This is a genomic window from Plantactinospora sp. B5E13, from assembly GCF_039871775.1.
Taxonomy (GTDB): domain Bacteria; phylum Actinomycetota; class Actinomycetes; order Mycobacteriales; family Micromonosporaceae; genus Plantactinospora.
The window spans coordinates 1-21,923 of the sequence record NZ_JBDPLT010000017.1; the positions used below are offsets into that span (position 1 = coordinate 1).

Here is a 21,923-nt window from a genome sequence, read left to right on the forward strand (position 1 = left end):
TGACCGCGAGCCGCGCACCGGTGGTCAGTGGCGCGGCACGCGGTACGCCATCCAGGCCTTCAACATCCGGAACATCTGCCCGACGGTGAACTCGCGCATGCACGAGTCGACCGAATAGTCCATGAAGTTGTGGACCGGGTCGCGGCCCCACCGGGTCGGGCAGCTGTCCCGGCCCACCGGGCAGCCGAAGCCCGGTTCCGCCTCGGCCGGGGTGTCGTCGACGTCGTCACCCCGGCCGACACAGCCCTGCTGGAAGGTGTGGTAGAGGTTCAGCCAGTGCCCCACCTCGTGGGTGGCGGTGTCGCCTTCGTTGTACGACTTCTCCGTACCGCCGGGCAGCGACTCGGCGAGGATCACCACCCCGTCGTACGGGTCCAGCTTCCGCTCCGGGAAGGTCGCCCAGCCCAGCAGGTCGTCGGCGAGCAGCCCGGTGTAGATGTTCAGGGTCTCCTTGCCGCCGACCCGCAGCGCCCGCTTCATCTGCACCTCGGCCGGACTCTCCGAGACGATCGGGTACCAGGCCGGCCTGACCACCCGGTTCACCTTCTTCAACCGGAACCGGAACGGTGTCGAGGCGCCACCGGTCCGGCCGGCGAAGGAGTCGTTCAGGACCTTGAGCTGCGCCTCGATCATCGACTGCGGGATGTTGCCGCCGGCCCGGGTGCGGTCCTCCATCACGACGTGGAAGACCACGTCGATCGTGGTCCGGATGGTCTGGTGCAGGGCGGGCGGGGCGATTCCCACCTGCTCGGCGTACGTCGCGTCCAGGTCCCGGTCCCGCTCGGCCGCCTCGGCTGGAGTGAGCACGTTCGGCTCGACCGCGTACGGGCTGCCGGGGCGTGCCTTCGCGGTAGCGTGGCCGACCTGCGGGTCGCCGCAGTCGGAGTCGTTGGTGCCGGCTGCCGTGCCGCCCAAGGCGGCTGAGCCACCGGGGCGACCGGACGCGGCCGCAGGGGCCACCGGCACCGCCGTGGAACCGAGCAGGAGTACGAGCGCGGCGGTCGTGACGCCGAGCAGGCGTACCGACCGTCGATGTGTGTGCAACGCCATTGCCTCACCCTTTGCCTCCGCACAGTGGCCATATGACAACTGAGTGCCACTGTTGCAAGTGGGGCGGACGTTACCCGTGGACCTGACCTTTACAAACGACCACTTCCGGCGTGGTTTCGGCAGACCTGTCACCAACGGACAGCTTGTCCGCAGCCACGCCGGAGCCGGCCCCGGTGAGTGCGCGAACGCCGTCAACCAGGTACAGTGGGGGCCGCTCGCGGGTGTAGTTCAATGGCAGAACATCAGCTTCCCAAGCTGACAGTGCGGGTTCGATTCCCGTCACCCGCTCCACAAGCTGAGGCCCAGGTCAGAGAGCAATCTCCGATCCTGGGCCTTCGCTTTTGTGGATCACTGTCCGGCCGTCGTGCCCCCTGCGTGCCCCTCCGGTTCCGCGTGCCCTTCCGTGCCTCCGTCCTGTGGCCGGCCGGATCGGTAGGCGGGCCCCTCAACCCTGGACAACCTTTGCGATCTGCAGGGCGCCCTGGGCGGGCGTGAGGTGCGTGGTGTCGATGACCTCGGTTCCGTCGGGTAGCCCCACGTGCGAACCGCCCTCGCGTAGGGCTCGAGGTATCTGCGGCGGAACGGGGAGGGGATGGTGTGTTCTTCGGTGAAAGCCGTTTCCGGGTCCCGTCATGGCTGCCCCGTCAGCGAGCGAATCGCTACCAGCGCGTGATAGGCCAGTAAGCCGGCTACCGTCCGGTGACACGATGACGTCATCGCCGGCCCAGTCCTGCGGCGGATCCCGGCCTCGTGCCAGGGACCAACCCGTGCGGTTCCGCTGACCAGCTCTCTCACCGCTCGCCCCAGCGGTCGACGCTGCCGATGCGACCGCCCTGCTCGGCAACCCCGCCCCGCCCGATCACGGCGCCACCCGCATCCAGCGCCTCGATCGTGACCCCGGCGGGCTGCGCGACCGTCATCACCACACCGGCGTCGCGTACCGGTGCCTCGGCGACCGTCTCACCGTCTGGGTCGAGGACCCGCAGCGTGGCAGCGTCGGCCGGCGTGACGACCAGTACCGTCGAGGTGTCCTGTCCCAGCCGCACCGCGAGTACCGAGGACGGATCGGTCGGATCGGTGTCCGTTGTGAAGGATTGCCCGGTTCCCGTCGCGCCCCCGCCATCCGGGCGGTCGTACACGATTTTCACCTCGCCCAGCCACCCGCCGCGTACGGCCGGCGCGGCCGAGACCACGGCGCGACCGTCGAACGGTCCGTTGAGGTCCGCTTCGGTGCCGACGGTGCGGCCGTTCCAGATCACCTGCGGCAGCGCCTTGATCGCGTACCCGTTCCCGCCGGCCATGTCCGCGATGGCCGCCCGGGACAGCTCCCGGTCGAAGGTCCCGCGGACACTGCCGACGGCCTGGTCGAGTTGTGCGTCTGTGAGAGGGCCGCTGACGAGGCTGCCCGGTGCCGGTTGGGACGCCCGCACCACACCGTCACAGGTAACCTGCCACCACTCGGGGCGCTGGGTCTGCTGCGTGCGCACGATGTAGGAGCCGGTGGGTTCCGGCTGCCAGGCGGTGGCCTCTGGCAGGGGGGCACTGGCGAACTCGCAGCCGGTGGGGGCGATGGCAATCGAGATCGGCTCGACCGGCTCCACGCCCTCGCTGGGCACGGTGATGCTCATGAGGGGCTCCAGCCCGTCGCCCGTCTGGTGGCTCGACGTGGCGACGAGGGCCGCCGCGCTGGCTCCCCTTGGTGCAACGAGCCAGGCGTGTGCGTTGGGCCACTGGGTGGAGGTGTCCGGCTGGGCGAGCGCGAACGCGACCAGGGCGATCCGCCGTGGGCCGACGTCGTCAACAAAGAGCACCTTGATGTGACGTACGGGTGCCTTCACCCGGTAGCCTCCCGCTCGCTGCCGCTCCGCGATCCGGTCCGCGAGGTCGGCGACGAAGACGCTGTCCGCCCCCACCGCCCCGCGCGGCGGGGATTCCGCCAGCCGTTCGGCCCACCTGAGCATCGACTGCCAACCCGGCTCGGGCTCGGTCGCCGACAGGTCGCCACCGCGACTGGGCCCGATGACCGTCGCGCCGGTCACCGACAGCGCGGCGGCCGCGCAGAGCCCCACCGCGGCGCGACGCCGGCGCCGGCTCCGCTGGAAGCGGGCCCGCACCCGGCCGTACGGATCGGGTTGCGGTCGCAGCCCGTCGGTCATCTCGGTCAGGGAACGTCCGACCAGGTCGTCGATCGTCACGCGTCTCTCCCCACTGTTTTCGCTGATTGGTCGACCGGGCTCAGCACGACCCGCAGCCGGGCCAGGCCGCGCGACGCCTGACTCTTCACCGTGCCGATCGAGCAGCCCAGGGCGGCGGCGACCTCCGCCTCCGGCAGGTCGGCCACGTAGCGCAGCACGACCACCGCCCGGGTACGGCGCGACAGTGACCGCAGCGCGGCGTCGAGGGCCTGGCGCTGGGCCACCCCCTCCGCGATGTCGCCCAGGGATCGGTCCGGCGGCGTCGCGGTTGTCACCTCCCGACGCCGGTACCGGTGCCACAGGCTGATGTGCTGGTTGACCATCACCCGCCGCAGATAGGCCATTGGATCGTCGACCCGCTTCCACCGGCGCATCACCTTGACCAGCGAGCCCTGGAGCAGGTCTTCGGCTTCGTGGGCCGAGCCGGTCAGCAGATAGGCGATGCGAAGCAGATCCATGTACCGCGCATCGACGAACTCCCTGAATCCGTCGTCATCGCCGGGCATCCGGCCTCCGTCTCGTCTCGGCTATCCGTTACGACCCGGGCAGTCGCAGAAAAGTTGAGATCGGAGGCGAGGTATCTACGGTGGAGAGCCTGCGGCTCCCGGATCAGGGTGGCTGCAGCGCCGACGACTGCCGTCACAACCCGACGTCTCAGGAGGAGATGACCGGCTGCTCATGCTCGATGCCGAGGGCACTGAGGGTGCCGGGGGCCGGGTGGCGGAACAGCGCGTGCGACCTCGGCTGCGGTCTGGACCAGCTCGTGGTCGACGGGGTGGGTCTGCGTGGTCATGTCCTCTGCCTTCGGCGAGCGTCAGGCACCGTGCGTACCGTCTTCCCGATCTCGGCGAATCGGTCCGGGTGATTCTAGGCCCGAGTCGCCAGGTCAACGACGCCGTGCATCGTCTGGACCACGGCCATCGGCGTCGGGTTCGGGTAGGCGCGCTCCCAGTGGCCCACGTGCGGGCCGCCGTGGCGATGAGGACCAGTTCGTCTGCCGTCGAGGTGTGCTCGACGATGTTGTCCAGGAGGTGTCTCAGGTAGGTTCGTTTCGTGTCGAGCAGGGACCTTCCGTCGTCGGAACCAAGGTGGGACGGGCCCATCGAGCGGTACCGACACGACGTGGACAGATGGACTGTCGGACAGCTACGTGCCGCGCTCGACGGGCTCCCGGACGACATGGTGTTGAGGGCAGAGGTCGCTTACGGCCCGAGCTCTGATCATCCCGACCCGTGGGGCAATGACCAGTTCGTCGTCACCGACGCCATCGTCGACGATGGCGAACACCTCTGGTCGGATGAGTTGGTCATCCGGGTGGACTATTCCTCTGACTGGTATGTGCGACCCGTGAGCTCAGCACCTGGGGACGACTTCGGCACCGTCCCGTTACCTTTTTGATCGTCCCCAGCCGGGGACTCCTCGGTCGCCCGGCCCGGTATGACTTACTGCCCCTGTCGTACGGATGATCCGGGGGGTGTTGTCGCCGGGTCGGGTGGCGTCGGCGGACCGCTGATAGGGACCCGGCCGCCCCGCCTGGGGTTGGTCTCTTCGTAACGTGGATGCCGGCAGTCCGACGCTCAGACCCGGCGGCCGAGGCCACCGCATGGAAGGGAGGCGAGGGATGCGCGACGGGTTCGGCGTCTTCGTGGGACTCGACGTCGGCAAAGAGGGACACCACGCGGTCGCGCTGAGCCGCGATGGTAAGCGGCTGCATGACGCCACGCTGCCCAACACCGAGGCGGGACTGCGCAAGCTGTTCGACAAGCTCGGCCGGCACGGCCTGATCCTGGTCGTGGTCGACCAGCCCGCCTCGATCGGCGCGCTGCCCGTGGCCGTCGCGCGCGCGTGTGGGCATCAGGTGGCCTACCTGCCGGGTCTGGTCATGCGTCGGCTGGCCGACCTGCATCCCGGCACGGCCAAGACCGATGCCCGAGACGCGTACGTGATCGCGGATGCCGCCCGGACCCTGCCTCACACGCTGCGACGGGTCGACACCGGCGACGAGGCCCTGGCCGAGTTGGAAGTCCTGGTCGGCTTCGACGACGACCTCGCCGGTGAGGTCACCCGGGTCGCCAACCGGATTCGTGGACTGCTCACCCAGATCCACCCGCCGCTGGAACGGGTCCTCGGCCCGAACGTGCAGCACAAGGCAGTCCTGGAGTTGCTGTCGCGGTGCGGCGGACCGGCCGGGCTGCGCAAGGCCGGCCGGGCGAAACTCCTCGAAATCGTCAAGGCCCGCGCACCTCGGATGGGTACCCGCCTGGTCGAGCAGATCCTCGCCGCGCTCGACGCGCAGACCGTGATCGTGCCCGGCACCACAGCCGCTGAGACCGTCCTGCCCCGCCTGGCCGACAGCCTGCGTGACCTGCTGCGCCAGCGTGACCAGCTCGCCGGCCAAGTCGAAGAGATGCTTGATGCGCACCCTCTTGCCGGGGTCCTGACCTCGATGCCCGGCATCGGCGTCAGGACCGCAGCCCGCATTCTGCTCGAAGTCGGCGACGGCACCGCCTTCCCCACCTCCGGCCACCTCGCCGCCTACGCCGGCCTGGCGCCGGTCACCCGCCGCTCGGGTACCAGCATCCGCGGCGAGCACCCACCAAAGGGCGGCAACAAGCAGCTCAAACGCGCGTTCTTCCTGTCCGCGTTCGCCGCTCTGGCCGACCCTGCCAGCCGCACCTACTACGACCGGAAACGGGCCGAAGGCAAGAAACACAACGCCGCCCTCATCTGCCTCGCCCGCCGCCGCGTCGACGTCCTCCACGCCATGCTGCGCACCAAGTCCCCCTACCAGCCGAAACCAGCGGACGAGCCCCGCCTCGCGGCTTGACAAACCCATAGGGACACCCCCCCCGTCGGACCAGGGCGTGTGATCGCTCACCGTGCCCGAACCTCGCCCGATCCAGCGGTGACATCGGTTCCGGTGAGCGCGCCGGATGGTGCGATCTGCACGTGCGGTGCGCCGGCCTGATTGCTGATCTTGTAGGTCGAACCGGCCCCAGAGTGACAGTGACAGTGCAGGTCCGGCCGGCGCCCCTTCACGGGCTGAGGCCCAGGTCAGAGAGGAGTCTCTCCGATCCTGGGCCTTCGCCCTTGTCGAGTTCCGTCGTTCCGTCGTGCGCTTTCTCGCCTTCGCCGTGTCCCCCGCTCACATGGCGGTGAGCGGGCGTCCGTGACCGGCCGCAGCCTGGTCAGCGGATCTCAGCCCGAATCCTGTGCCGGGACCTCAGGGCAGGGCGATGTAGAGCCGTTCACCAGCGGGTTGGTAACCGACGCGCTGATACACCCGCCACGAATCCTCGCCGGAGGCCTCCAGCCAGGCGGCCTCCGCGCCTGCCGTGAACAACCGTCTGGTTATCTCGGCGGTGATCGCACCCGCCACTCCGCGACCGCGGTACGGCGTACGGACGGCGATGCCGGCGACCTCGCTCACCGCGTCGGCGGGTGGAACCGCCCCGCCACCGCCCGCGCAGGTGCCGTCGTCGGTGAGGGCCATCACGGCCACGCCTCCGTTGCCCTGCATGCGCCGAAGCCGAGTTACGTCGGCCTCGGTGGCCACCGGGTCGCCGCCGAAGGCTTCGTTCTGCGCGCTGATCAGCGCCGCACGCTGGGGATCGGTGGCCGGTTCGTGCAGATCGAGCCGGTCGGGCGTGGGTGGTGTCCTCAACGTGTCGGGTGTGCAGAGCAGGTAGGTGTGTCGGGCTTCCACGGTGAAGCCGGCGGCGGTCAGAAGTACCTCCAGGCCGGGGGCGCAACTGGTGACGTACTCCAGGCGGGGTTTGCGACCAGCGGCGCGGAAGGCTGCGACCAGGGCGGTGACGTCGGCCTCGGTGACGGCGGTACCGGGACGCGGCGTGGCGTAGTTGATGTGGGGACTGGTTGTTGTCGGATCCAACCCAAACACGAACGGCCCCACCTCTACGGGGGCGGGTCGGTTGCACAGGTTGGCGACGACGGACTGCTGGATGCGGGCATCCATGATCAACGTAGACCTCGATACATGAGGGAAGCTGCGGTGGGCGGAAGAATCGTTGGGCCGCTCACCGTGACGAAGCCGCGCGCCGATCGCTCGTCGCGTGGTCGACACTCAGGCGGCCGCTCGGCCTACCTGGATCACAGGCGTCATTCCCTCATGCAGAGCGCCCACGCCGGGCGCGTGGTCGGCTGCAAGATTGCCGCAGCGGCCCCGAGCTGTCAACCCTGATCGGTGACGCGGTGCATCAGGCTGACGGCCGCACGGCGGGTCAGCTTCGCCAGGACCGCGTCCAGGGTCAGGTCCGCGGCGCTGGTGAGCAGCAGGTCCGCGGCGGTGAAGCGTGCCCTGTCCGCGTACGGGTTCGGTACCGCCACGCAGCGCAGCCCGGCCGCGTGCGCCGCCGCCACGCCGTGCGCGGTGTCCTCGAACGCGATTGCCTCCTCCTCCGGCAGTCCGAGTCGCTCCAGCGCCACCAGGTACACGGCCGGATCCGGCTTGTGCGCCACCACTTCCTCGCCGGTCGCCAGCACCTCGAACCGGGTACGTAACCCGACCCGATCCAGCATCGTGCCCACGTGACCCACCGGGGAACTGCTCGCCACCGCCAACCGCAGGCCCAGCTCCGCGGCCCGGTCCAGCCACTCGACGATGCCCGGCGCCGGCTCCAGTGCCGCGTTCAACTCCGCCCGGTACGCCATCCGCAGGGCGTGACTGGACTCGCGTTCGTACCCGGGTCCGACCGCCGCGGCGAGCGCGGCGTACCGCGGCCCGTTCGCGTCGCCGCCGTGGTCGGCGAAGAACCCCTGCGGGTCGAGTTCCAGGCCGTGCCGTCGCCATTCCCAGCGCCAGCTCTCCAGCAGGGTGGTCTCGGTGTCCATCAGCAGGCCGTCGAAGTCGAAGATGAGCGCCTTGACCGTCACGGCGGCAGTATCCCAAACACGTTCCCCGAGGTCAGCGCTGGAGATCAGAAGCGGCGATCATTGTCGAACCATCTGTTCGCGAGGGCTTCGGGGATGCGCAGGCGTTCGGCGAGGGCCAGGAAGACATCCCCTACCTGATCGCGGTAGAGCGTGTCGATCAGGCCGTACCGGGCGTCGATGGTGTTGAGATCGGCCACGAGGGTGCGGAGCGCCCGCTCACCGGCGGCGGGAGCGTCCGGCGCCTCCGGGTCGATCGCCTCGACCGCCCGCCAGGCCCGCAGGTACGCCTTGCAGGCCGCTTCCCCGAACGCACGGGAGTCCTCAACCCAGTCCCGGAACGGATTGTCGAGATACGCGGCCAACCAGGCTTCCGACTTCGCGCCGTTGACCGACAGTTCGACCGGGCCGGGTCGGTACCTACGCCGCAGTGCCGTCGCGGTGCTCCGGCGCGTGCCGTTCAGCACAAGCTGACGAAGCTGCGGCAGGTCGGGCAGTACGTCGGGCTCCAGGCCGTACGCGTCATCGAGTTGCAGGGTGTGCAGTCCGTGGTGCTGCCGCAGGTCGGAAAGGTCGGTGATGGCTCCCGGCCCGGCGTCGAAGGTGAGCGTCAGTTGCGCCAGGCCGGACAGCGGGGTGAGTACCCCTGCGGAGACCGCCCCACCGACCCAGAGCCAGACCTTGGGCGTACGGTGCAGCCCGCTGGGTATGACGACGTCCGGCCCGTACTGGAACAGTCGCAGTTCCAGCCGGGCGCCGTCGTCGGGGGCCTCGACCCGGAGGTTGGCCGGCGGTCTACGCAGCAGCACGGTGTCGATCGACGACGGAAGTCGGACGCTGCCGAGCGCGGCGCCCTCCAACCGTACGGTGCCCAGTCGCGTCGCGCGGAGGTCGAGGTCGCCGGCGGCCTCACTCCAGTAGAGGAAGCGGATGCCGGGGTGGGCGCCGACGGCTTCGACGATGCCGCGATCCGGTCCGGACCACTCCACCGTGCGGCAGTACGGCAGTTTGTCGAGTTGGGTCCAGTCGACCGGACCGTCCGTCGGTACGAGGCCACCGGCCGGCGTCAGGTCGAGCACCGTTGTACCAGGAGTCAGCCGGCGCGGCCCGGCGCCGAAGTCGATTTCCACCCCTGCGGGCGGCCGGCGTATGTCGCGTACAGAACGGAAACCGCCGGCGGCTGCTGACACACGGCCATGCTACGTAGCTCGGCTGGCGGGAGCCGATCCTGTTTCCCTGCGGCCGTCCACGAACTCGGATCTTCGGACGACTCGGCCCTGCCGCATCATGGTGGCCGTGATCTGCTTCGTGTACCGCTCCCCGTACGAGGGTGTGCTCGGCAAGCACGTGCGCTGGCTCCCGGACGCCACGGTGCTCGACTGGTTCCGCCGTGCCTGGAAAGAGGTGGCCGCCGACCCCGACACCTGGCTGCGGCACGAGCTGGGTGTTGACGTCTACGGTCTCGACAGCATCTTCAGAGCGGCGACCGAGCACGGTCTTCCGGCCCCGACGTCCACGGAACATCTCCGGGAGCTGCTCGAACAGCATCTGTACGTCGAGGGTGAGGTCGTTGTCGACGACCTCGGCGTGCGGGCGTGCACGGACGACGACGAGGTCCCGCTGGCGTACTTCTTCCTCGACCGTCGGCTGCTCGCCGCGTACCCGGACCGACTCGCCTATGCCGTACAGGAGGACTGGCCGCTGCCCGACGAGGCGGACGGGCCGGGCGGTGCCGAGCCGGTGACGACAGTCGTCATGTCGCTGCTGGGGGACGTGGACTGGGAGACGCAGGCCGAGGTGGTCCGGTTTCCCGGCGTCCGGCTGCCCGACTTCGCCCGGCACCTCCGGACGACCGAGGTGACCGAGGGGTGGCTGGACGAGCTTGTCCTGCTGAGGGCCGCGATCGGCCCGGACGACGACCTGGAGGAGGCGCTGCGGACGGTGAACCGGTGGGCGGCGTGGGACGACCAGTATCTCGACGTCGCCGGGCTCGACGGGGACCAGCCCGAGGCGTACCGGATCACCCGCGCGGTCCTGGCCGACGTCGCCGGGCTCGACGAGCTGCCCGGCCCGCTCGGCACCCGGCGGCCGGGCCTCGGCCGGATCGCCGTGGCCGAACATCTCGCCCAGGCGGTGTTCCACGTTCACGACAACTACGGCTACCAGCAACTGTTCGTCTTCGACGACGTGTGGGCCGGAAACCACCGGCACCTGGCGGCGTCACTGCGGCGATGGTTCGGCGGGCAGTGGGATCTGCTTGACGGGAGTCTTCACCCGGTCGGGCATGACTCCACGAATCGCCGGTGGGTGGGCCCTCGCCCTCACTAGCGTCCGGTCGTGAACAGGCCGAGCAGGCGGCGTACGCAGCGGCTGGCCGGAACCCCGCCCGTGACCGTCGAGGAGCATCGTGTCCAACCACTTCAGCGCCGACAACCTGGGGTTTCCCGGCGACGACCGCCGTCTTGAGCTGACCGACGTGTACGCCTTCGCCTCGATGGAGGACCCCGACCGGACGATCCTGATCATCGACGCGAACCCGACGGTGGCGCCGCCTCCGATCCCTCCGGCCACCACCGGGCCGGAGTTCTGTCCCAGCGCGGTCTACCGGATCAACATCGACACCGACGGGGACGCCCACGCCGACGTCGCCTTCACCTTCACGTTCTCCGAGTACCACAACGGTAGCCAGACCGGGACCGCCTGGTACGGCACCGGAGCCGACGCCCGCCAGCCCGAACCCGCCGGCCGGGTGATCGCCGAGTCGTTCCCGGTCAGCTTCGACGGCACCGTGCAGCCGGTCCTCATCGAGGAACCGGGGCCGATCCGGCTCTTCGTCGGGCTGCGCAGCGACCCGTTCTTCGCCGACGTCGAGGGCGCCCTGCACGGCATGAAGTGGACGGGCCACGACGACTTCGCCGGCAACAACGTCGACTCGATCGCGCTGGACGTACCCTTCGACCTGCTCGGCGGTCCGGAGATCGGGGTGTGGGCGTCGATCAGCCGGCGCCGCGACGACGGCACGCTGGAGCAGATGGACCGGGGTGGAAACCCGACCATAAACCCGTTCGTCAATCCGGACGGGGAGAAGAACCGGTACAACTCCCGGCAGCCGGCCGACGACGTGGCCAACTACCTGGGCCCGTGGTCACAGATGTTGGAGAAGGCCGGCTATTCGCCGGAGGAGGCCAAGCGGACCGCGCTGCAGTGCCTTCCCGACATCCTCCGCTACGACCGGACCCAACCGGCCGCGTACCCGAACGGTCGGGCGCTCGTCGACGACGTCTTCAGCTACCGCTTCGCCTGGCTGACCAACGGCAAGGTGCCGCCGAGCGGGCTGCGTCCGCACGACGATCTGTTGCTGCACTTCCCCTACCTCGGGCCGCCCAACCCGATGCCGTGACCTCCGGGTGGCCGGTGCGGACCGCTGGCGTCCCGCGATCCCGCGCCGATCGGCGGGCCGGCCACCGTCGTGGTTCCGCCTGATCGGGTACGCCCGTCAGCCGTCGACTCGTCCGCCGTGCGCCGGTCGACCGGCTCTCGAGATGTCGCCGGACACCCTGTGTCGACGCGTGATGTCGCGGGGAAGGGTGTCACGAGGAGGGATGTCCGTCAACCGGATCGGTGGAAAAACGGCCAACTGCCTCTTTCCATTTTCAGAATATAGCCGACCCGGGGGCTTGCGGCAAGGCCCGGGTAATGCCGCAGAATTGCCGGCCGAGGCCAGCACCTGCGGAAATGGGATGCGCTGAATGCGATCGCGGACAGGGCGGATTTGCTTCGCCGTACGCGATCACCGACAGCGACCCGGATCGGAACGATGAATTGACCTTCCCGACGACACGTGCCTTCGCGCTGCCCGACCACCTCGCCGCCAAGGCCGACCCGACGCTGATCGCCCGCGACGAGCGGCACTTCGCGGCCATCGCGGAGAGTCTCGAACAGACGATCTCCGACCTGACCGACCGTCTCGACACCACGCGTAGGGCGGCGGGCGGCATCGGTCAGGCGGCGCTGGACCGCGACCAGGAGATCCACCGGCTGACCGCCCGACTGCGGGCCCTGCGCCGCTTCGGGCTGGACCTGTGTCTCGGACACATGGTTTTCGCCGACGACCCCGAACCCGTGTACGTCGGACGACTCGGTCTCACCGACAGCACCGGGCGTCGGCTCCTGGTCGACTGGCGAACCCCGGCGGCCGAGCCGTTCTTCGCGGCGACCCACGCCCACCCCGCCGGACTGGTGAGCCGGCGCAGGTACCGCTGGACCCGTGGCCGGATCACCGACTACTGGGACGAGGTCTTCAACCCGGACGGGCTGGCCGGGCACGCCGCCCTCGACGACCAGTCCGCCTTCATCGCCAGCCTCGGCGGCAACCGGTCGGCCCGGATGCGGGACGTGCTCGGCACCATCCAGGCCGACCAGGACGCCATCATCCGGGCGAGTTCCCGAGGCGCGCTGGTCGTCGACGGCGGACCGGGTACCGGCAAGACCGTCGTCGCACTGCACCGCACCGCGTACCTGCTCTACTCCGACCCCCGCCTCGGCCACCGTCGGGGTGGCGTGCTCTTCGTCGGCCCGCACCAGCCCTATCTGGCGTACGTCGCCGACGTGCTGCCCAGCCTCGGCGAGGAGGACGTGCAGACCTGCACCCTGCGGGACCTCGTTGCCGAGGGGTCCTCGGCGACCGTCGAGGCCGACCCGGAGGTGGCCCGGCTGAAGTCGTCGGCCGACCTGGTGAAGGCGGTCGAGGCGGCCGTCCGGTTCTACGAGGAGCCGCCGACCAGCGGGATGACGGTAAGCGTCGACGATTCGGCGATCCGGCTCGGCGCCGACGACTGGGCCGACGCGTTCCGGGCGGCGGGACCGGGCACCCCGCACAACGAGGCCCGGGACCAGGTCTGGGAGGAACTGCTCACCATCCTGTTGGAGAAGTACGACGGTGACGAGCCGGACGACCTGGTACGCCGGTCGCTGCTGCGGAACCGGGAACTGCGTACCGCGTTCCACCGCGCGTGGCCGCTGCTCGACGCGGCCGATCTGGTCGGCGACCTCTGGTCGGTCCCCGCCTACCTGCGCAGGTGCGCCCCCTGGCTCGGCCCCGACGAGATCCGGCGGTTGCGACGCGACGACCCGCGCGCCTGGACCGTCTCCGACCTGCCGTTCCTGGACGCGGCCCGGCAGCGGCTCGGTGACCCGGAGGTGTCCCGACAGCAACGCCGGCACGCCGCCTCGGTCGCCGCCGAACGCGAGCGGATGACCCGGGTCGTCGACGACCTGATCGCGTCCGTCGACGACGAGTACGGGATGGGCCTGGTGACGATGCTCCGCGGCGAGGACTTCCAGGATGCCCTGGTCGACGACTCCGCGCTGCCCGCCACCAGCCCGGACCGGTTGGCCGGGCCGTTCGCACACATCGTCGTGGACGAGGCCCAGGAACTCACCGACGCGCAGTGGCAGATGCTGCTGGCGCGCTGCCCGTCCCGGAGTTTCACCATCGTCGGGGACCGCGCCCAGGCCCGGCACGGGTTCACCGAGTCCTGGCCGGAACGGCTGGCCCGGATCGGGCTCGACCAGGTCAACCTGGCCTCGCTGACCATCAACTACCGGACCCCGAAGGAGGTCATGGCGGAGGCCGAGCCGGTGATCCGGGCCGTGCTCCCGGACGCCAACGTGCCGACCTCCATCCGGGAGAGCGGGATTCCCGTCGTACGCGGGTCGAGGTCTGAGCTGGATCGGATCCTCGACAGCTGGCTGGCCGCGCACGCCGACGGGATCGCCTGCGTCATCGGCGATCCCACCTTCCCGGCGACGGCCCGGGTCCGGTCGTTGACGCCGGAGCTGTCGAAGGGGCTCGAGTTCGACCTGGTGGTGCTCGTCGACCCGGAGGCGTTCGGTGCGGGCGTCGAGGGAGCGGTCGACCGCTACGTGGCGATGACCCGGGCGACCCGGCAACTCGTCATCCTCCGGCGACCCTGACCGGAGTGCTGGAGGCGATCACGGCGCGGCCGGGACGGCGAAGCCTTGGACGTACCGCCGCTGCCAGGGGGTTTCGACGGCATGCCTGTCGTAGTGCTGCCGGACGTACGAGACCGCCTCGGTCGGCGGCACCCCGTCGAGGACGGCGAGGCAGGCCAGCGCGGTGCCGGTACGACCCCGGCCGCCACCGCAGGCGATCTCGACGCGTCCGGTGGCGGCGGCCTCCCACGTCTCCCGCAACGTCTCCCGGGCCTGTGGGCGATCGCTGGGCAGCCAGAAGTCGGGCCAGCGCAGCCACCGGCTCTCCCACTCGACCGGCGGCGGCGTGCGGCCCAGCAGGTACACGCCGAAGGTGGGCGACGGACCGCTGGGCAGGGGCCGACGCAGGCCGCGACCGCGTACCAGGCGGCCGGAGGGCAGACGGAGGACGCCGGCTGCGGTGGGTTCCCAGGTGGTGGACGAATTCATGATCGTAGTCTCCCGGTCAGTGGTGTCGGAGGATGGCGTGATCGTAGGAACCGGTGGGGGGTGCGGTTTTCCGCACCCGGTGGACTGCGGAGGTGCGGATGATTCCGGCGGTCGCCCTCATGGTCGCCGGGTCGGCGATTCCCTAGCCTTCCCAACATGATCCGTTCATCGCTTGTCGCGACCCAGGTGGAATTGTTGGCAGGGCAGTCCGAGTCGCCGGACGGCGGTCTGGTCGGATACGTCACCGATCTGGTGGAGCGACTCGGCGGCCCGGGCGCCGGCCTGGCGGTGGCGTTGGAGAACCTGTTCCCACCGATCCCGAGTGAGGTGATCCTGCCGCTGGCCGGGTTCACCGCCAGTCAGGGCAAGATGAACCTGTACGGAGCCATCGCCTGGACCACGCTCGGCTCGGTGGTGGGTGCCATGCTGCTGTACTACGTGGGTGTCGCCGTCGGTCGCGACCGGATCCGGGCGATCGTGGCGCGGCTGCCGCTGGTGAAACTGGAGGACGTGGACCGGACCGAGGCGTGGTTCCACCGGCACGGCGGGAAAGCGGTCTTCTTCGGACGGATGATTCCGATCTTCCGCAGCCTGATCTCGATTCCGGCCGGCGTGGAACGGATGCCTGTCGCCCGGTTCCTGCTCTACACCACGCTCGGCAGCGCGATCTGGAACACCGTGTTCGTGCTGGCCGGCTATCTGCTCGGCGAGAACTGGCACACCGTCGAGTCGTACGTGGGCACGCTGCAGAACCTGGTCATCGTGGTCTGTGTCCTCGCGGTCGGATACTTCGTCGGCTCCCGGCTGGTCAGGGCACGCCGGAACCGGTCGGTGGCCGAGCACGGGCCCGCCCCGGACCACGCGCCCGAACCGAGCTGGTCACGGGCGGACTCCCACTCCCGCCCGGCCGTACGGGGCACGCTGTATGGCACGCCTCGGCGTACCGGGACCGACCGGTGACACCGGGCGTCGCGGAGTACGGCGTGGCGGAGTGTGCCGGGGCGGCGACCGTCAGCGTTCTTCGACCGGGGCGCCGTGCCAGCGCCACTTCTCCAGCCGGGGATGTCCGGGCAGGTCGAGACGTCCGACGGACCACTGGAGCACGGTCCACGGGTCGAGGTCGAGGAGTTCGGCCGGGGTGTCCGGGAACAACCGCGTGAGGACCCGGGCGCAGATGTCCCGGGGCGGGTCGAGCCGTACGCCGAGCCCGTCGGCGATGTCCTGCCCGTGGGTGAGCACCTCGACACAGCCCATCGCCGCGAAGCCTCCGGGGTCGGCCATCCCGGACGGGTGGTAGGCGCGTACCTGGGCCGGGGTGGTGCGGACGGCGGCGGCGAGCAGGCCGCCGCCGGCGCGGACGAACTCCAGCATCTCCGCCGGGCCGGCATCGGCGTCGGCGTTGGCCAGGAAGCGGACGTAGCGGCTGGTCGGGCGGGCGACCAGCTGGGCCGCGTACGACATCGCCATGGTATTCGCCGACGTTCGTCACCGTCCCGGCGAGCCGGGAGACGCCGGGATCACGATCTCGCCGGGCAGACCGAGTACGTCGCGGGGGCGGAAGATGAGGATGCCTGCCATCTCTGAGTAGGGTGCGGAAATGACAAGAAGCGAGCGGCTCGCGGACCAGCTGGACTGGTACTGGCACAAGAACCTGCGGGCGCGGCTGGACGGGCTTACCGACGAGGAGTACTTCTGGGAGCCGGTGCGCGGCTGTTGGAGCATCCGCCCACGCGGCACGTCGGCCGCACCGATGCCGGCAGGTTCGGGAGCGTGGACGATGGACTCCGCGTCCCCTGACCCGGTGCCGGCGCCGGTGACCACGATCGCCTGGCGGCTGGCGCACATCATCGTCTCGTGCCTGGGCTATCGGGTCGGATGGCACTTCGGCGGCCAGGACGTCGACTCCCAGACGTTCGCCTACGCGGGAACCGCTGACGAGGCGCTGAAACAGCTCGATGAGATGTATGGGAGATGGAACGCGGGGGTCCGCGAACTCTCGGACGCCGACCTGGAGAATCCACCCACGGTGGGTCCCGAGCGGCGTCCCATGGAGGTCATCGTCCTGCACGTCAACAGGGAGTTGATCCATCACGGCGCCGAGATTTCCCTGCTGCGCGACCTCTACCGCTGGCAGGACGGAGTCGTACCGCGCCGACCATGACTCTTCGGTGACCGACGATCGAGCTGCGGAAACGCACGTGGCTTCCGTGACTCCCCGTGGCTGCGGTCCGTCGTCGTCCAGCCCGGGGCCGACGTGGATTGTCGGTCCCCGGCGGTAGCGTTCGCCCCATGGCCGAATATGTCCGCGCCGACCTCAGCGGTTCCCGGTTCGAGCACGTCGACCTCCGTGACTCACGGTTCGAGCGCGTCGACCTCAACAACACGCGGTTCCGCTCCGTCGACCTGGCCGGTGTGCAGATTCGCGACGCGTTCCTGCGTCAGGTGGTGATGCGTGGCGTCGAGCTGGTCGACGTGGAGATCGACGGTGATATCGAGAACGTGACGGTCAACGGCGTCGACATCGGCCCGCTTGTCGACGCCGAGTTGAACCGGCGCTATCCGGACCGGGCCAAGATGCGTCCGACCGACCCGGCCGGCTTCCGCGAGGCGTGGGACGTCCTGGAACGGCTCTGGGACGGGACCGTCGACCGGGCCCGCCGGCTCCGTCCCGAGCTGCTGCACGAGTCGGTCGACGGGGAGTGGTCGTTCATCGAGACGCTGCGGCACCTGGTGTTCGCCACCGACTGCTGGGTGAACCGGGCGATTCTCGGTGATCCGGCACCGTGGCACCCGCTGGGCCTGCCGTGGGACGAGATGCCCGAGACGCCAGGGGTGCCGCAGGACCGGGAGGCCCGCCCCTCGCTCGACGAGGTGCTGGAGCTTCGCCGGGACCGGAGGGCGACGGTGCGCCGGCTGCTCGACGACCTGACCGACGAGGCGTTGGCCGGCCACACCACGCCGGTCGAGGCGCCCGGCTGGCCGAAGCCGGACAGCTATCCGGTACGCAAGTGCCTGTCGGTCGTCCTCAACGAGGAGTGGGAGCACCGCATGTTCGCCGAGCGTGATCTTGCCGCGCTGGAGGCGCGCGAGTAGTCCCGTCGCCGGTGATGGGGTCCCGAGCGCCTCAGTCTCCTGGTACGAAGCGGTACGAAGGTCCGTTCCACACCGGCGAGGGCAGCAACCCGTCGGTCGGGGTGAAGGACCGGAGTCGGGCGAGTGCCGCCCCGACCGACGCCGTGTCGCCGAGCGAGACGGTGATGCTGCGAAAGTCCAGCCAGGCGTCGGCGGTGACCGGGTCGATGCCCAGGTCGTCGAGGTCACCGGAGAGCGTGGTCCGGACGTGGAGCCGGGGCCCGTGCTGTTCGACGATCTCCAGGTCGATCAGGTCGTACTGGTGGTGTTCGAAGAAGTAGACACTCGCCTCGGCGGGTTCGCCGACCCCGCGGACAACCTGCCCGGCCATGGCACGCCAATCCGCTCCGGGCAGCGGTAACCAGTCGACGTCCACGAAGATCCGGCTCTTCCCGTACTCCCTGGAGACCTCCTGGAACGGAAACCGGAAGCTCCAGGTCAGAGCCGGCGCCAACCCGATGCCCGGGTTGTCGAACAGCAGCCCGCCCCACGTCCCGCCCTCGACCGGTACCAGCTCGGCGGGCTTGAGAGCCTCTTCGGTCATCGTGGGATCCTCACCGCTGCTCAGTGTTACGGCCGGGCCGCCCGCCACTCCGGCGCGAGCACCGACCAGACCTCGATGTCCTGCCGCACCCCGCGGTATGCGACAGCTTCCCGGAGTACGCCGTCCCGGGTCATCCCGAGGCGTCGGGCGACCGCGATGCTCGGTGTGTTCTCCGACGCCACCTGCCACTCGATCCGGTGGATGCCACGGGTCTCGACCGCCCAGTCGATCAGGACGCGTACCGCCCGGGTGACCAGTCGGCGCCCGACCGCCGACGGTTCCAGCCAGCAGCCCGCCTCGGCGTAACCGGTCGCCACGTCGAACCTCCGGAAGAGCACCCCGCCGACCAGCGTGCCGTCCGCCCAGATGCCGCAGAGCCGGCCGGTGTCGGCGGCCGCCTTGTCCGCGTACGCCTGGAGGAACGACCGGGCCGACGCCAGGTCCGAGACCCGGTCGGGCAGTGGGACGTACTGTCCGATGTGGTCGCGGCCCCGGTCGATGTGGGCCAGGAACTCCTCGGCCTGCCACGGCTCGAGCGGGCGCAGTTCGGCGTGGTCGTCGCCGAGCGGTATCGCGTACATCGGGCTCCCCGTTATCCTCGACCGGCACCAACTCCGGATGATCTTTCCAGTCGAGGTCGGAGCGGGCCAGACGAGCGGCGACGGATGCCTGCCGAATCAGGACTGCCGGACGTACGTGCCGCGCTGCGGCAACGTCACGACCAGTCCGCGGTCGCGGAGCAGCGCCACCGCCGAACGAACCGTGCCACGGGCGACGCCGTACTCCTGGCGGAGATGGATTTCGCTCGGGAGGAGTTGTCCCGGCGCCAGTTCACCCTTCTCGATCTTCTTTTCGAGTAGATCGGCGAGCTGCACGTACAAACGGTGTGGGTGACATGGGGTTGATCATGGGGTTTACGGTAAGGACGACCTAGACGCCGCCCTGGTCATCAGGTACGTCCTAGACGTTCTGGACGAGTAGGACTAGCACGCTCGGCCAGGCTGCCCGGGCCAACCGGCCACCCCGATGAACCTCGGCGGAACCGCACCCCACCTGCCGCTGCGCCCGCTCTGGTGCTGCCGCCGGTGCGGGCACCCGTGGCCGTGTGCCACCGCCCGGCTGACCCTGCTGCACGACTACCGTGACAACCGGGTCGCCCTGCACATCTATCTCGGCTCGGCGCTCTTCGCCGCCAGCGCCGACCTGTACCGGCTCAATCCGCAACCCGGACCCGACCCGGCTGCCCTCTTCGCCCGCTTCCTCGGCTGGGCCCGCCCATCCGTCGCGCCGTGAGGGGCGGGGTGAGTGGTCGGCGGCGCAGCATTCACGGAACGTCGAGGGGCATCGGGAGGGCCCTTCCGCTACCGGAGGCGACAGCAAGGGCCCTCCTCCTGACGGCAGCTCAGCGTCGGCGGCGCCTGACCCGCAGCAGGATCAGCAGTCCGACCACCACGACGACCACAAGGAGACAGCAGAGGCTGGCGACGACAACGGTCAGGGTGCCGCCGATTCGGTCGAGCAGGCTCTCACCCTCCGGCGGCCCGGGATCACCCAGCGGATTCTCCGTCACGGCGGGCCGGTCGCTGGTGACCGCGGCGCCGGCGTCTACGATTCCGGCCCCGAAGCTGCTGTCCGGCCCGGCAGGTCCGGCGTCCCGGGCCGTGTGGAGCAGCCGGTCGACGACCGAGGCGGCGTTGAGCTCCGGAGACCGGGACCGGATGAGCGCCGCCACACCCGCCACGATCGCCGACGCCTGCTGGTCGCCGGCGGCCGTGATCGGACCGTAGCCACCGTTCGCGCCCGGGTCGGTCAGCCCGACCAGCCCGAGTGTGGCGCCGGGCGCGGCGAGGTCGATGCGGCTGCCGAACGACGTCCGGCCGTTCCGTTCACCCGCCTCGTTCACCCCGCCGACGACGAGTACGCCGGTGGTCGCCGGCTCGGCAAGCCGGTCGGCGTGCTCGGCGTCCATGATGACCACGACGTCGTTGGCCACCGCGTACCGGATCCCGTCGATGGCGCGTACGTTGTCGTCGACGGTGAACCCGCCGGACATGTCGATGACCTTCGCGCCCTGGTCGACCAGCCAGCGCAGCGCGACCGAGACACTGCCCTCACCGATCGGCCCGTTGATCGGCTGAATCTCGGCACGCGGCGCCACGCCGAGCGGACCGTCGCCTCCGGCTGCGGCGACCAGCCCCGCCAGTCCGGTGTCGCGCTCCCGGCCGGCGGTGCTGACGGCGCTCTCCGGGCGGTCGTCGACCGTACCGTTCGCCCGGACGTACTTGTTGGGGCGAATCCGGCCGGCGAGTTCGGGGCGACTGGTGTCGACGGAGGCCAGGAACATGCCGACCAGCACCCCGTCGCCCCGCGCGACGGTCTGCGCCTCGGGTACGCCGATTCGGTCGAGGTACCACTGCTGGTCACGCGGTGGCGCCGCCGCTGCCGGTCCGGCCGCCACGAACGGCAGCGTGGCCGCGGTGAGCAGCGCCGCCGCGATACGGATGCGGACCCCACGTTGGATGCTCATCAGCTCGTCCCTACCGGTTGACCGCCTGCGGCCAGTTACCGCCGGGGAACTTCGTGTTGTCGTTCAGGATGATCCGGGCCTCGTTCAGCTTGCTGACGCTGTCGACCGCGTGCTGGGTGGCCTTCTGGGCGAGTTCGAGGATCGCCCCGAGGGCGTCGGCGATCGCCGCCGCGATCGTGTCGATGGCCTCTAGGACGCCGAACACCGTGGCGATCTCGATGATCGCCTCGACGATGGCCTCGACAATGTCGATCACCGGCGTGGTGATGTCGACGAGAAAGTGGGTGTTGAGTGCCGCGACGTCGACCAGCCACTGGGAGGTGTCCTTGACGACGCCGCTGAGGCCTTCGAGCGCGTCCCGCTGACCCCAGCGCTTCTCCTGGTAGGCCTCGCTCGCGTTGCCGCTCCAGGCGTGCAGCGCGTTCGCCTTGGCGTCCCTGGCGATGCCGGGCATGCCGCTCAGCTCCGGCAGGATCTGCTGATTCCAGCTGGTACCCACGTAGATCAGCGAGAAGACCGGTGTCGAGGACTCCAGGAACTTGCGGACCTGCTTCAGCACCTCCGCGATGTTCTCGCTCAGCTCGTCCATCCGACCCTGGACCTTCCGGCTGAACAGCCAGCCGGCCAGCGGGGAGACGAAGGTGGCGGTGGTGAGGACCGAGTTGATTTTGTTCACGAGGTTCGCGTGCTCGGTGGTGACCCGGTTCAGCTCACTGTCGAGCTTCGTCCGGGCTGCCTCGAGCGCGCCCTCGGGGGTGCCTTCAGCGCCGGGGGCCATTCACCACTCCCATGGGTCGACAGATCACTGGTGTTCTCCGTAGATCTTGACGAAGTCGGACGCGGAGGTCCGGTCGCTACCGTCGTACAGGTCGCGAGCGATGATCAGGGCTCGGGAGAGCTCGTGGAACTCCTCCTCCCCCGCGGCCATCAGGGTCTTGATGAGTTCGTGGATGTCGGTGTAGGCGTCGCCCAGTTGCTTCGCGGTCAGCGGGTTACCGCAGAAGAACGCGAGCGCCGAGAGGTCGAGCCCGCTCGCCGTCGTCTTGAGCCCCGCCATGTCCTTCGCGAGCCCCGTCCACTTCTCCGACTCGATGTCGAAGGCATCTCGGACAACCCGGATCTCCGACTTGTCTTCCGGCAC

General features: G+C 69.8%; 23 protein-coding genes and 1 tRNA gene. 10 read left to right on the forward strand and 14 right to left on the reverse strand.

Translation table 11 applies throughout. The features are described 5' to 3' along the window. Positions 1-24: 24 nt before the first annotated feature. Positions 25-1,050, reverse strand: a complete 1,026-nt coding sequence (locus ABGB05_RS17410) for a zinc metalloprotease (protein WP_347654461.1) — start codon at positions 1,048-1,050, stop codon at positions 25-27. A 217-nt stretch (positions 1,051-1,267) separates the two neighbouring features. Between ABGB05_RS17410 and ABGB05_RS17415 the strand changes: the two genes are divergently transcribed. Next, positions 1,268-1,341 (forward strand) — tRNA-Gly (locus ABGB05_RS17415). A gap of 500 nt (positions 1,342-1,841) precedes the next feature. Here the strand turns inward: ABGB05_RS17415 and ABGB05_RS17420 are convergent. Both ABGB05_RS17420 and ABGB05_RS17425 read right to left on the reverse strand, forming a co-directional pair. Further along, positions 1,842-3,245, reverse strand: coding sequence for a hypothetical protein (locus ABGB05_RS17420; protein ID WP_347654462.1), 1,404 nt, complete (start codon positions 3,243-3,245; stop codon positions 1,842-1,844). Next, on the reverse strand, positions 3,242-3,751 hold the full coding sequence (locus ABGB05_RS17425) for a SigE family RNA polymerase sigma factor (RefSeq protein ID WP_347654463.1): 510 nt from the start codon (positions 3,749-3,751) through the stop codon (positions 3,242-3,244). The genes ABGB05_RS17420 and ABGB05_RS17425 overlap by 4 nt, the downstream gene beginning before the upstream one ends. Before the next feature lie 547 nt (positions 3,752-4,298). Here ABGB05_RS17425 and ABGB05_RS17430 point away from each other — a divergent pair. Together ABGB05_RS17430 and ABGB05_RS17435 are read left to right on the forward strand one after the other, a co-directional pair. After that, on the forward strand, positions 4,299-4,643 hold the full coding sequence (locus tag ABGB05_RS17430) for a DUF6225 family protein (protein WP_347654464.1): 345 nt from the start codon (positions 4,299-4,301) through the stop codon (positions 4,641-4,643). A gap of 223 nt (positions 4,644-4,866) precedes the next feature. Next, positions 4,867-6,072 (forward strand): IS110 family transposase, encoded by a 1,206-nt coding sequence (locus ABGB05_RS17435; RefSeq protein WP_347654465.1) that lies wholly within the window; start codon positions 4,867-4,869, stop codon positions 6,070-6,072. A 396-nt stretch (positions 6,073-6,468) separates the two neighbouring features. On the opposite strand, the gene ABGB05_RS17440 is transcribed toward ABGB05_RS17435, so the two are convergent. The 3 genes from ABGB05_RS17440 to ABGB05_RS17450 form a co-directional block, all read right to left on the reverse strand. After that, the gene (locus ABGB05_RS17440; RefSeq protein WP_347654466.1) at positions 6,469-7,329 is read right to left on the reverse strand and encodes a GNAT family N-acetyltransferase; all 861 of its coding nucleotides are present in this window, start codon (positions 7,327-7,329) and stop codon (positions 6,469-6,471) included. 107 nt (positions 7,330-7,436) lie between these two features. Beyond that, complete coding sequence (locus tag ABGB05_RS17445; RefSeq protein WP_347654467.1) at positions 7,437-8,138, reverse strand: HAD-IA family hydrolase; 702 nt, start codon at positions 8,136-8,138, stop codon at positions 7,437-7,439. Positions 8,139-8,182: 44 nt separating this feature from the next. Then, positions 8,183-9,214 carry a hypothetical protein gene (locus ABGB05_RS17450; RefSeq protein WP_347654468.1) on the reverse strand — a complete coding sequence of 344 codons (1,032 nt, stop codon included), beginning with the start codon at positions 9,212-9,214 and terminating at the stop codon, positions 8,183-8,185. A 217-nt stretch (positions 9,215-9,431) separates the two neighbouring features. On the opposite strand from ABGB05_RS17450, the gene ABGB05_RS17455 reads away from it, so the two are divergent. From ABGB05_RS17455 to helR, 3 genes are all read left to right on the forward strand, one after another. Continuing rightward, positions 9,432-10,463 carry a hypothetical protein gene (locus ABGB05_RS17455; RefSeq protein WP_347654469.1) on the forward strand — a complete coding sequence of 344 codons (1,032 nt, stop codon included), beginning with the start codon at positions 9,432-9,434 and terminating at the stop codon, positions 10,461-10,463. Positions 10,464-10,542: 79 nt separating this feature from the next. Then, positions 10,543-11,535: a DUF4331 family protein gene (locus tag ABGB05_RS17460; RefSeq protein WP_347654470.1), complete on the forward strand. Its 993-nt coding sequence runs from the start codon at positions 10,543-10,545 to the stop codon at positions 11,533-11,535. Positions 11,536-11,957: 422 nt separating this feature from the next. After that, positions 11,958-14,111 (forward strand): RNA polymerase recycling motor ATPase HelR, encoded by a 2,154-nt coding sequence (gene helR, locus ABGB05_RS17465; protein ID WP_347654471.1) that lies wholly within the window; start codon positions 11,958-11,960, stop codon positions 14,109-14,111. Between the two features lie 18 nt (positions 14,112-14,129). Here the strand turns inward: helR and ABGB05_RS17470 are convergent, their stop codons facing one another. Further along, positions 14,130-14,579: a protein phosphatase gene (locus tag ABGB05_RS17470; RefSeq protein ID WP_347654472.1), complete on the reverse strand. Its 450-nt coding sequence runs from the start codon at positions 14,577-14,579 to the stop codon at positions 14,130-14,132. 156 nt (positions 14,580-14,735) lie between these two features. Here ABGB05_RS17470 and ABGB05_RS17475 point away from each other — a divergent pair, with 156 nt between their 5' ends. Further along, complete coding sequence (locus ABGB05_RS17475) at positions 14,736-15,539, forward strand: DedA family protein (protein WP_347654473.1); 804 nt, start codon at positions 14,736-14,738, stop codon at positions 15,537-15,539. A 51-nt stretch (positions 15,540-15,590) separates the two neighbouring features. On the opposite strand, the gene ABGB05_RS17480 is transcribed toward ABGB05_RS17475, so the two are convergent. Next, positions 15,591-16,040, reverse strand: coding sequence for a maleylpyruvate isomerase N-terminal domain-containing protein (locus ABGB05_RS17480; protein ID WP_347654474.1), 450 nt, complete (start codon positions 16,038-16,040; stop codon positions 15,591-15,593). A gap of 136 nt (positions 16,041-16,176) precedes the next feature. Between ABGB05_RS17480 and ABGB05_RS17485 the strand changes: the two genes are divergently transcribed. Together ABGB05_RS17485 and ABGB05_RS17490 are read left to right on the forward strand one after the other, a co-directional pair. After that, the gene (locus ABGB05_RS17485) at positions 16,177-16,740 is read left to right on the forward strand and encodes a DinB family protein (RefSeq protein ID WP_347654475.1); all 564 of its coding nucleotides are present in this window, start codon (positions 16,177-16,179) and stop codon (positions 16,738-16,740) included. Between the two features lie 128 nt (positions 16,741-16,868). Next, positions 16,869-17,672 carry a DinB family protein gene (locus tag ABGB05_RS17490; RefSeq protein WP_347654476.1) on the forward strand — a complete coding sequence of 268 codons (804 nt, stop codon included), beginning with the start codon at positions 16,869-16,871 and terminating at the stop codon, positions 17,670-17,672. Positions 17,673-17,703: 31 nt separating this feature from the next. On the opposite strand, the gene ABGB05_RS17495 is transcribed toward ABGB05_RS17490, so the two are convergent. The 3 genes from ABGB05_RS17495 to ABGB05_RS17505 form a co-directional block, all read right to left on the reverse strand. Next, the gene (locus ABGB05_RS17495) at positions 17,704-18,255 is read right to left on the reverse strand and encodes a hypothetical protein (protein ID WP_347654477.1); all 552 of its coding nucleotides are present in this window, start codon (positions 18,253-18,255) and stop codon (positions 17,704-17,706) included. Between the two features lie 26 nt (positions 18,256-18,281). Beyond that, a complete protein-coding gene (locus ABGB05_RS17500; RefSeq protein WP_347654478.1) occupies positions 18,282-18,836 on the reverse strand; it encodes a GNAT family protein in 555 nt (184 codons plus the stop codon). Positions 18,837-18,932: 96 nt separating this feature from the next. Further along, positions 18,933-19,130, reverse strand: a complete 198-nt coding sequence (locus tag ABGB05_RS17505; RefSeq protein ID WP_347654479.1) for a winged helix-turn-helix domain-containing protein — start codon at positions 19,128-19,130, stop codon at positions 18,933-18,935. Positions 19,131-19,281: 151 nt separating this feature from the next. On the opposite strand from ABGB05_RS17505, the gene ABGB05_RS17510 reads away from it, so the two are divergent. Next, positions 19,282-19,548, forward strand: a complete 267-nt coding sequence (locus ABGB05_RS17510) for a hypothetical protein (RefSeq protein WP_347654480.1) — start codon at positions 19,282-19,284, stop codon at positions 19,546-19,548. 109 nt (positions 19,549-19,657) lie between these two features. Here the strand turns inward: ABGB05_RS17510 and ABGB05_RS17515 are convergent, their stop codons facing one another. The 3 genes from ABGB05_RS17515 to ABGB05_RS17525 are packed head-to-tail and all read right to left on the reverse strand — an operon-like array spanning position 19,658 to position 21,923. Beyond that, entirely contained in the window at positions 19,658-20,782 is a 1,125-nt protein-coding gene (locus tag ABGB05_RS17515; RefSeq protein WP_347654481.1) for a S8 family serine peptidase, read from the reverse strand. A 10-nt stretch (positions 20,783-20,792) separates the two neighbouring features. Beyond that, positions 20,793-21,560: a hypothetical protein gene (locus ABGB05_RS17520; protein WP_347654482.1), complete on the reverse strand. Its 768-nt coding sequence runs from the start codon at positions 21,558-21,560 to the stop codon at positions 20,793-20,795. A 24-nt stretch (positions 21,561-21,584) separates the two neighbouring features. Continuing rightward, complete coding sequence (locus ABGB05_RS17525) at positions 21,585-21,923, reverse strand: hypothetical protein (protein WP_347654483.1); 339 nt, start codon at positions 21,921-21,923, stop codon at positions 21,585-21,587.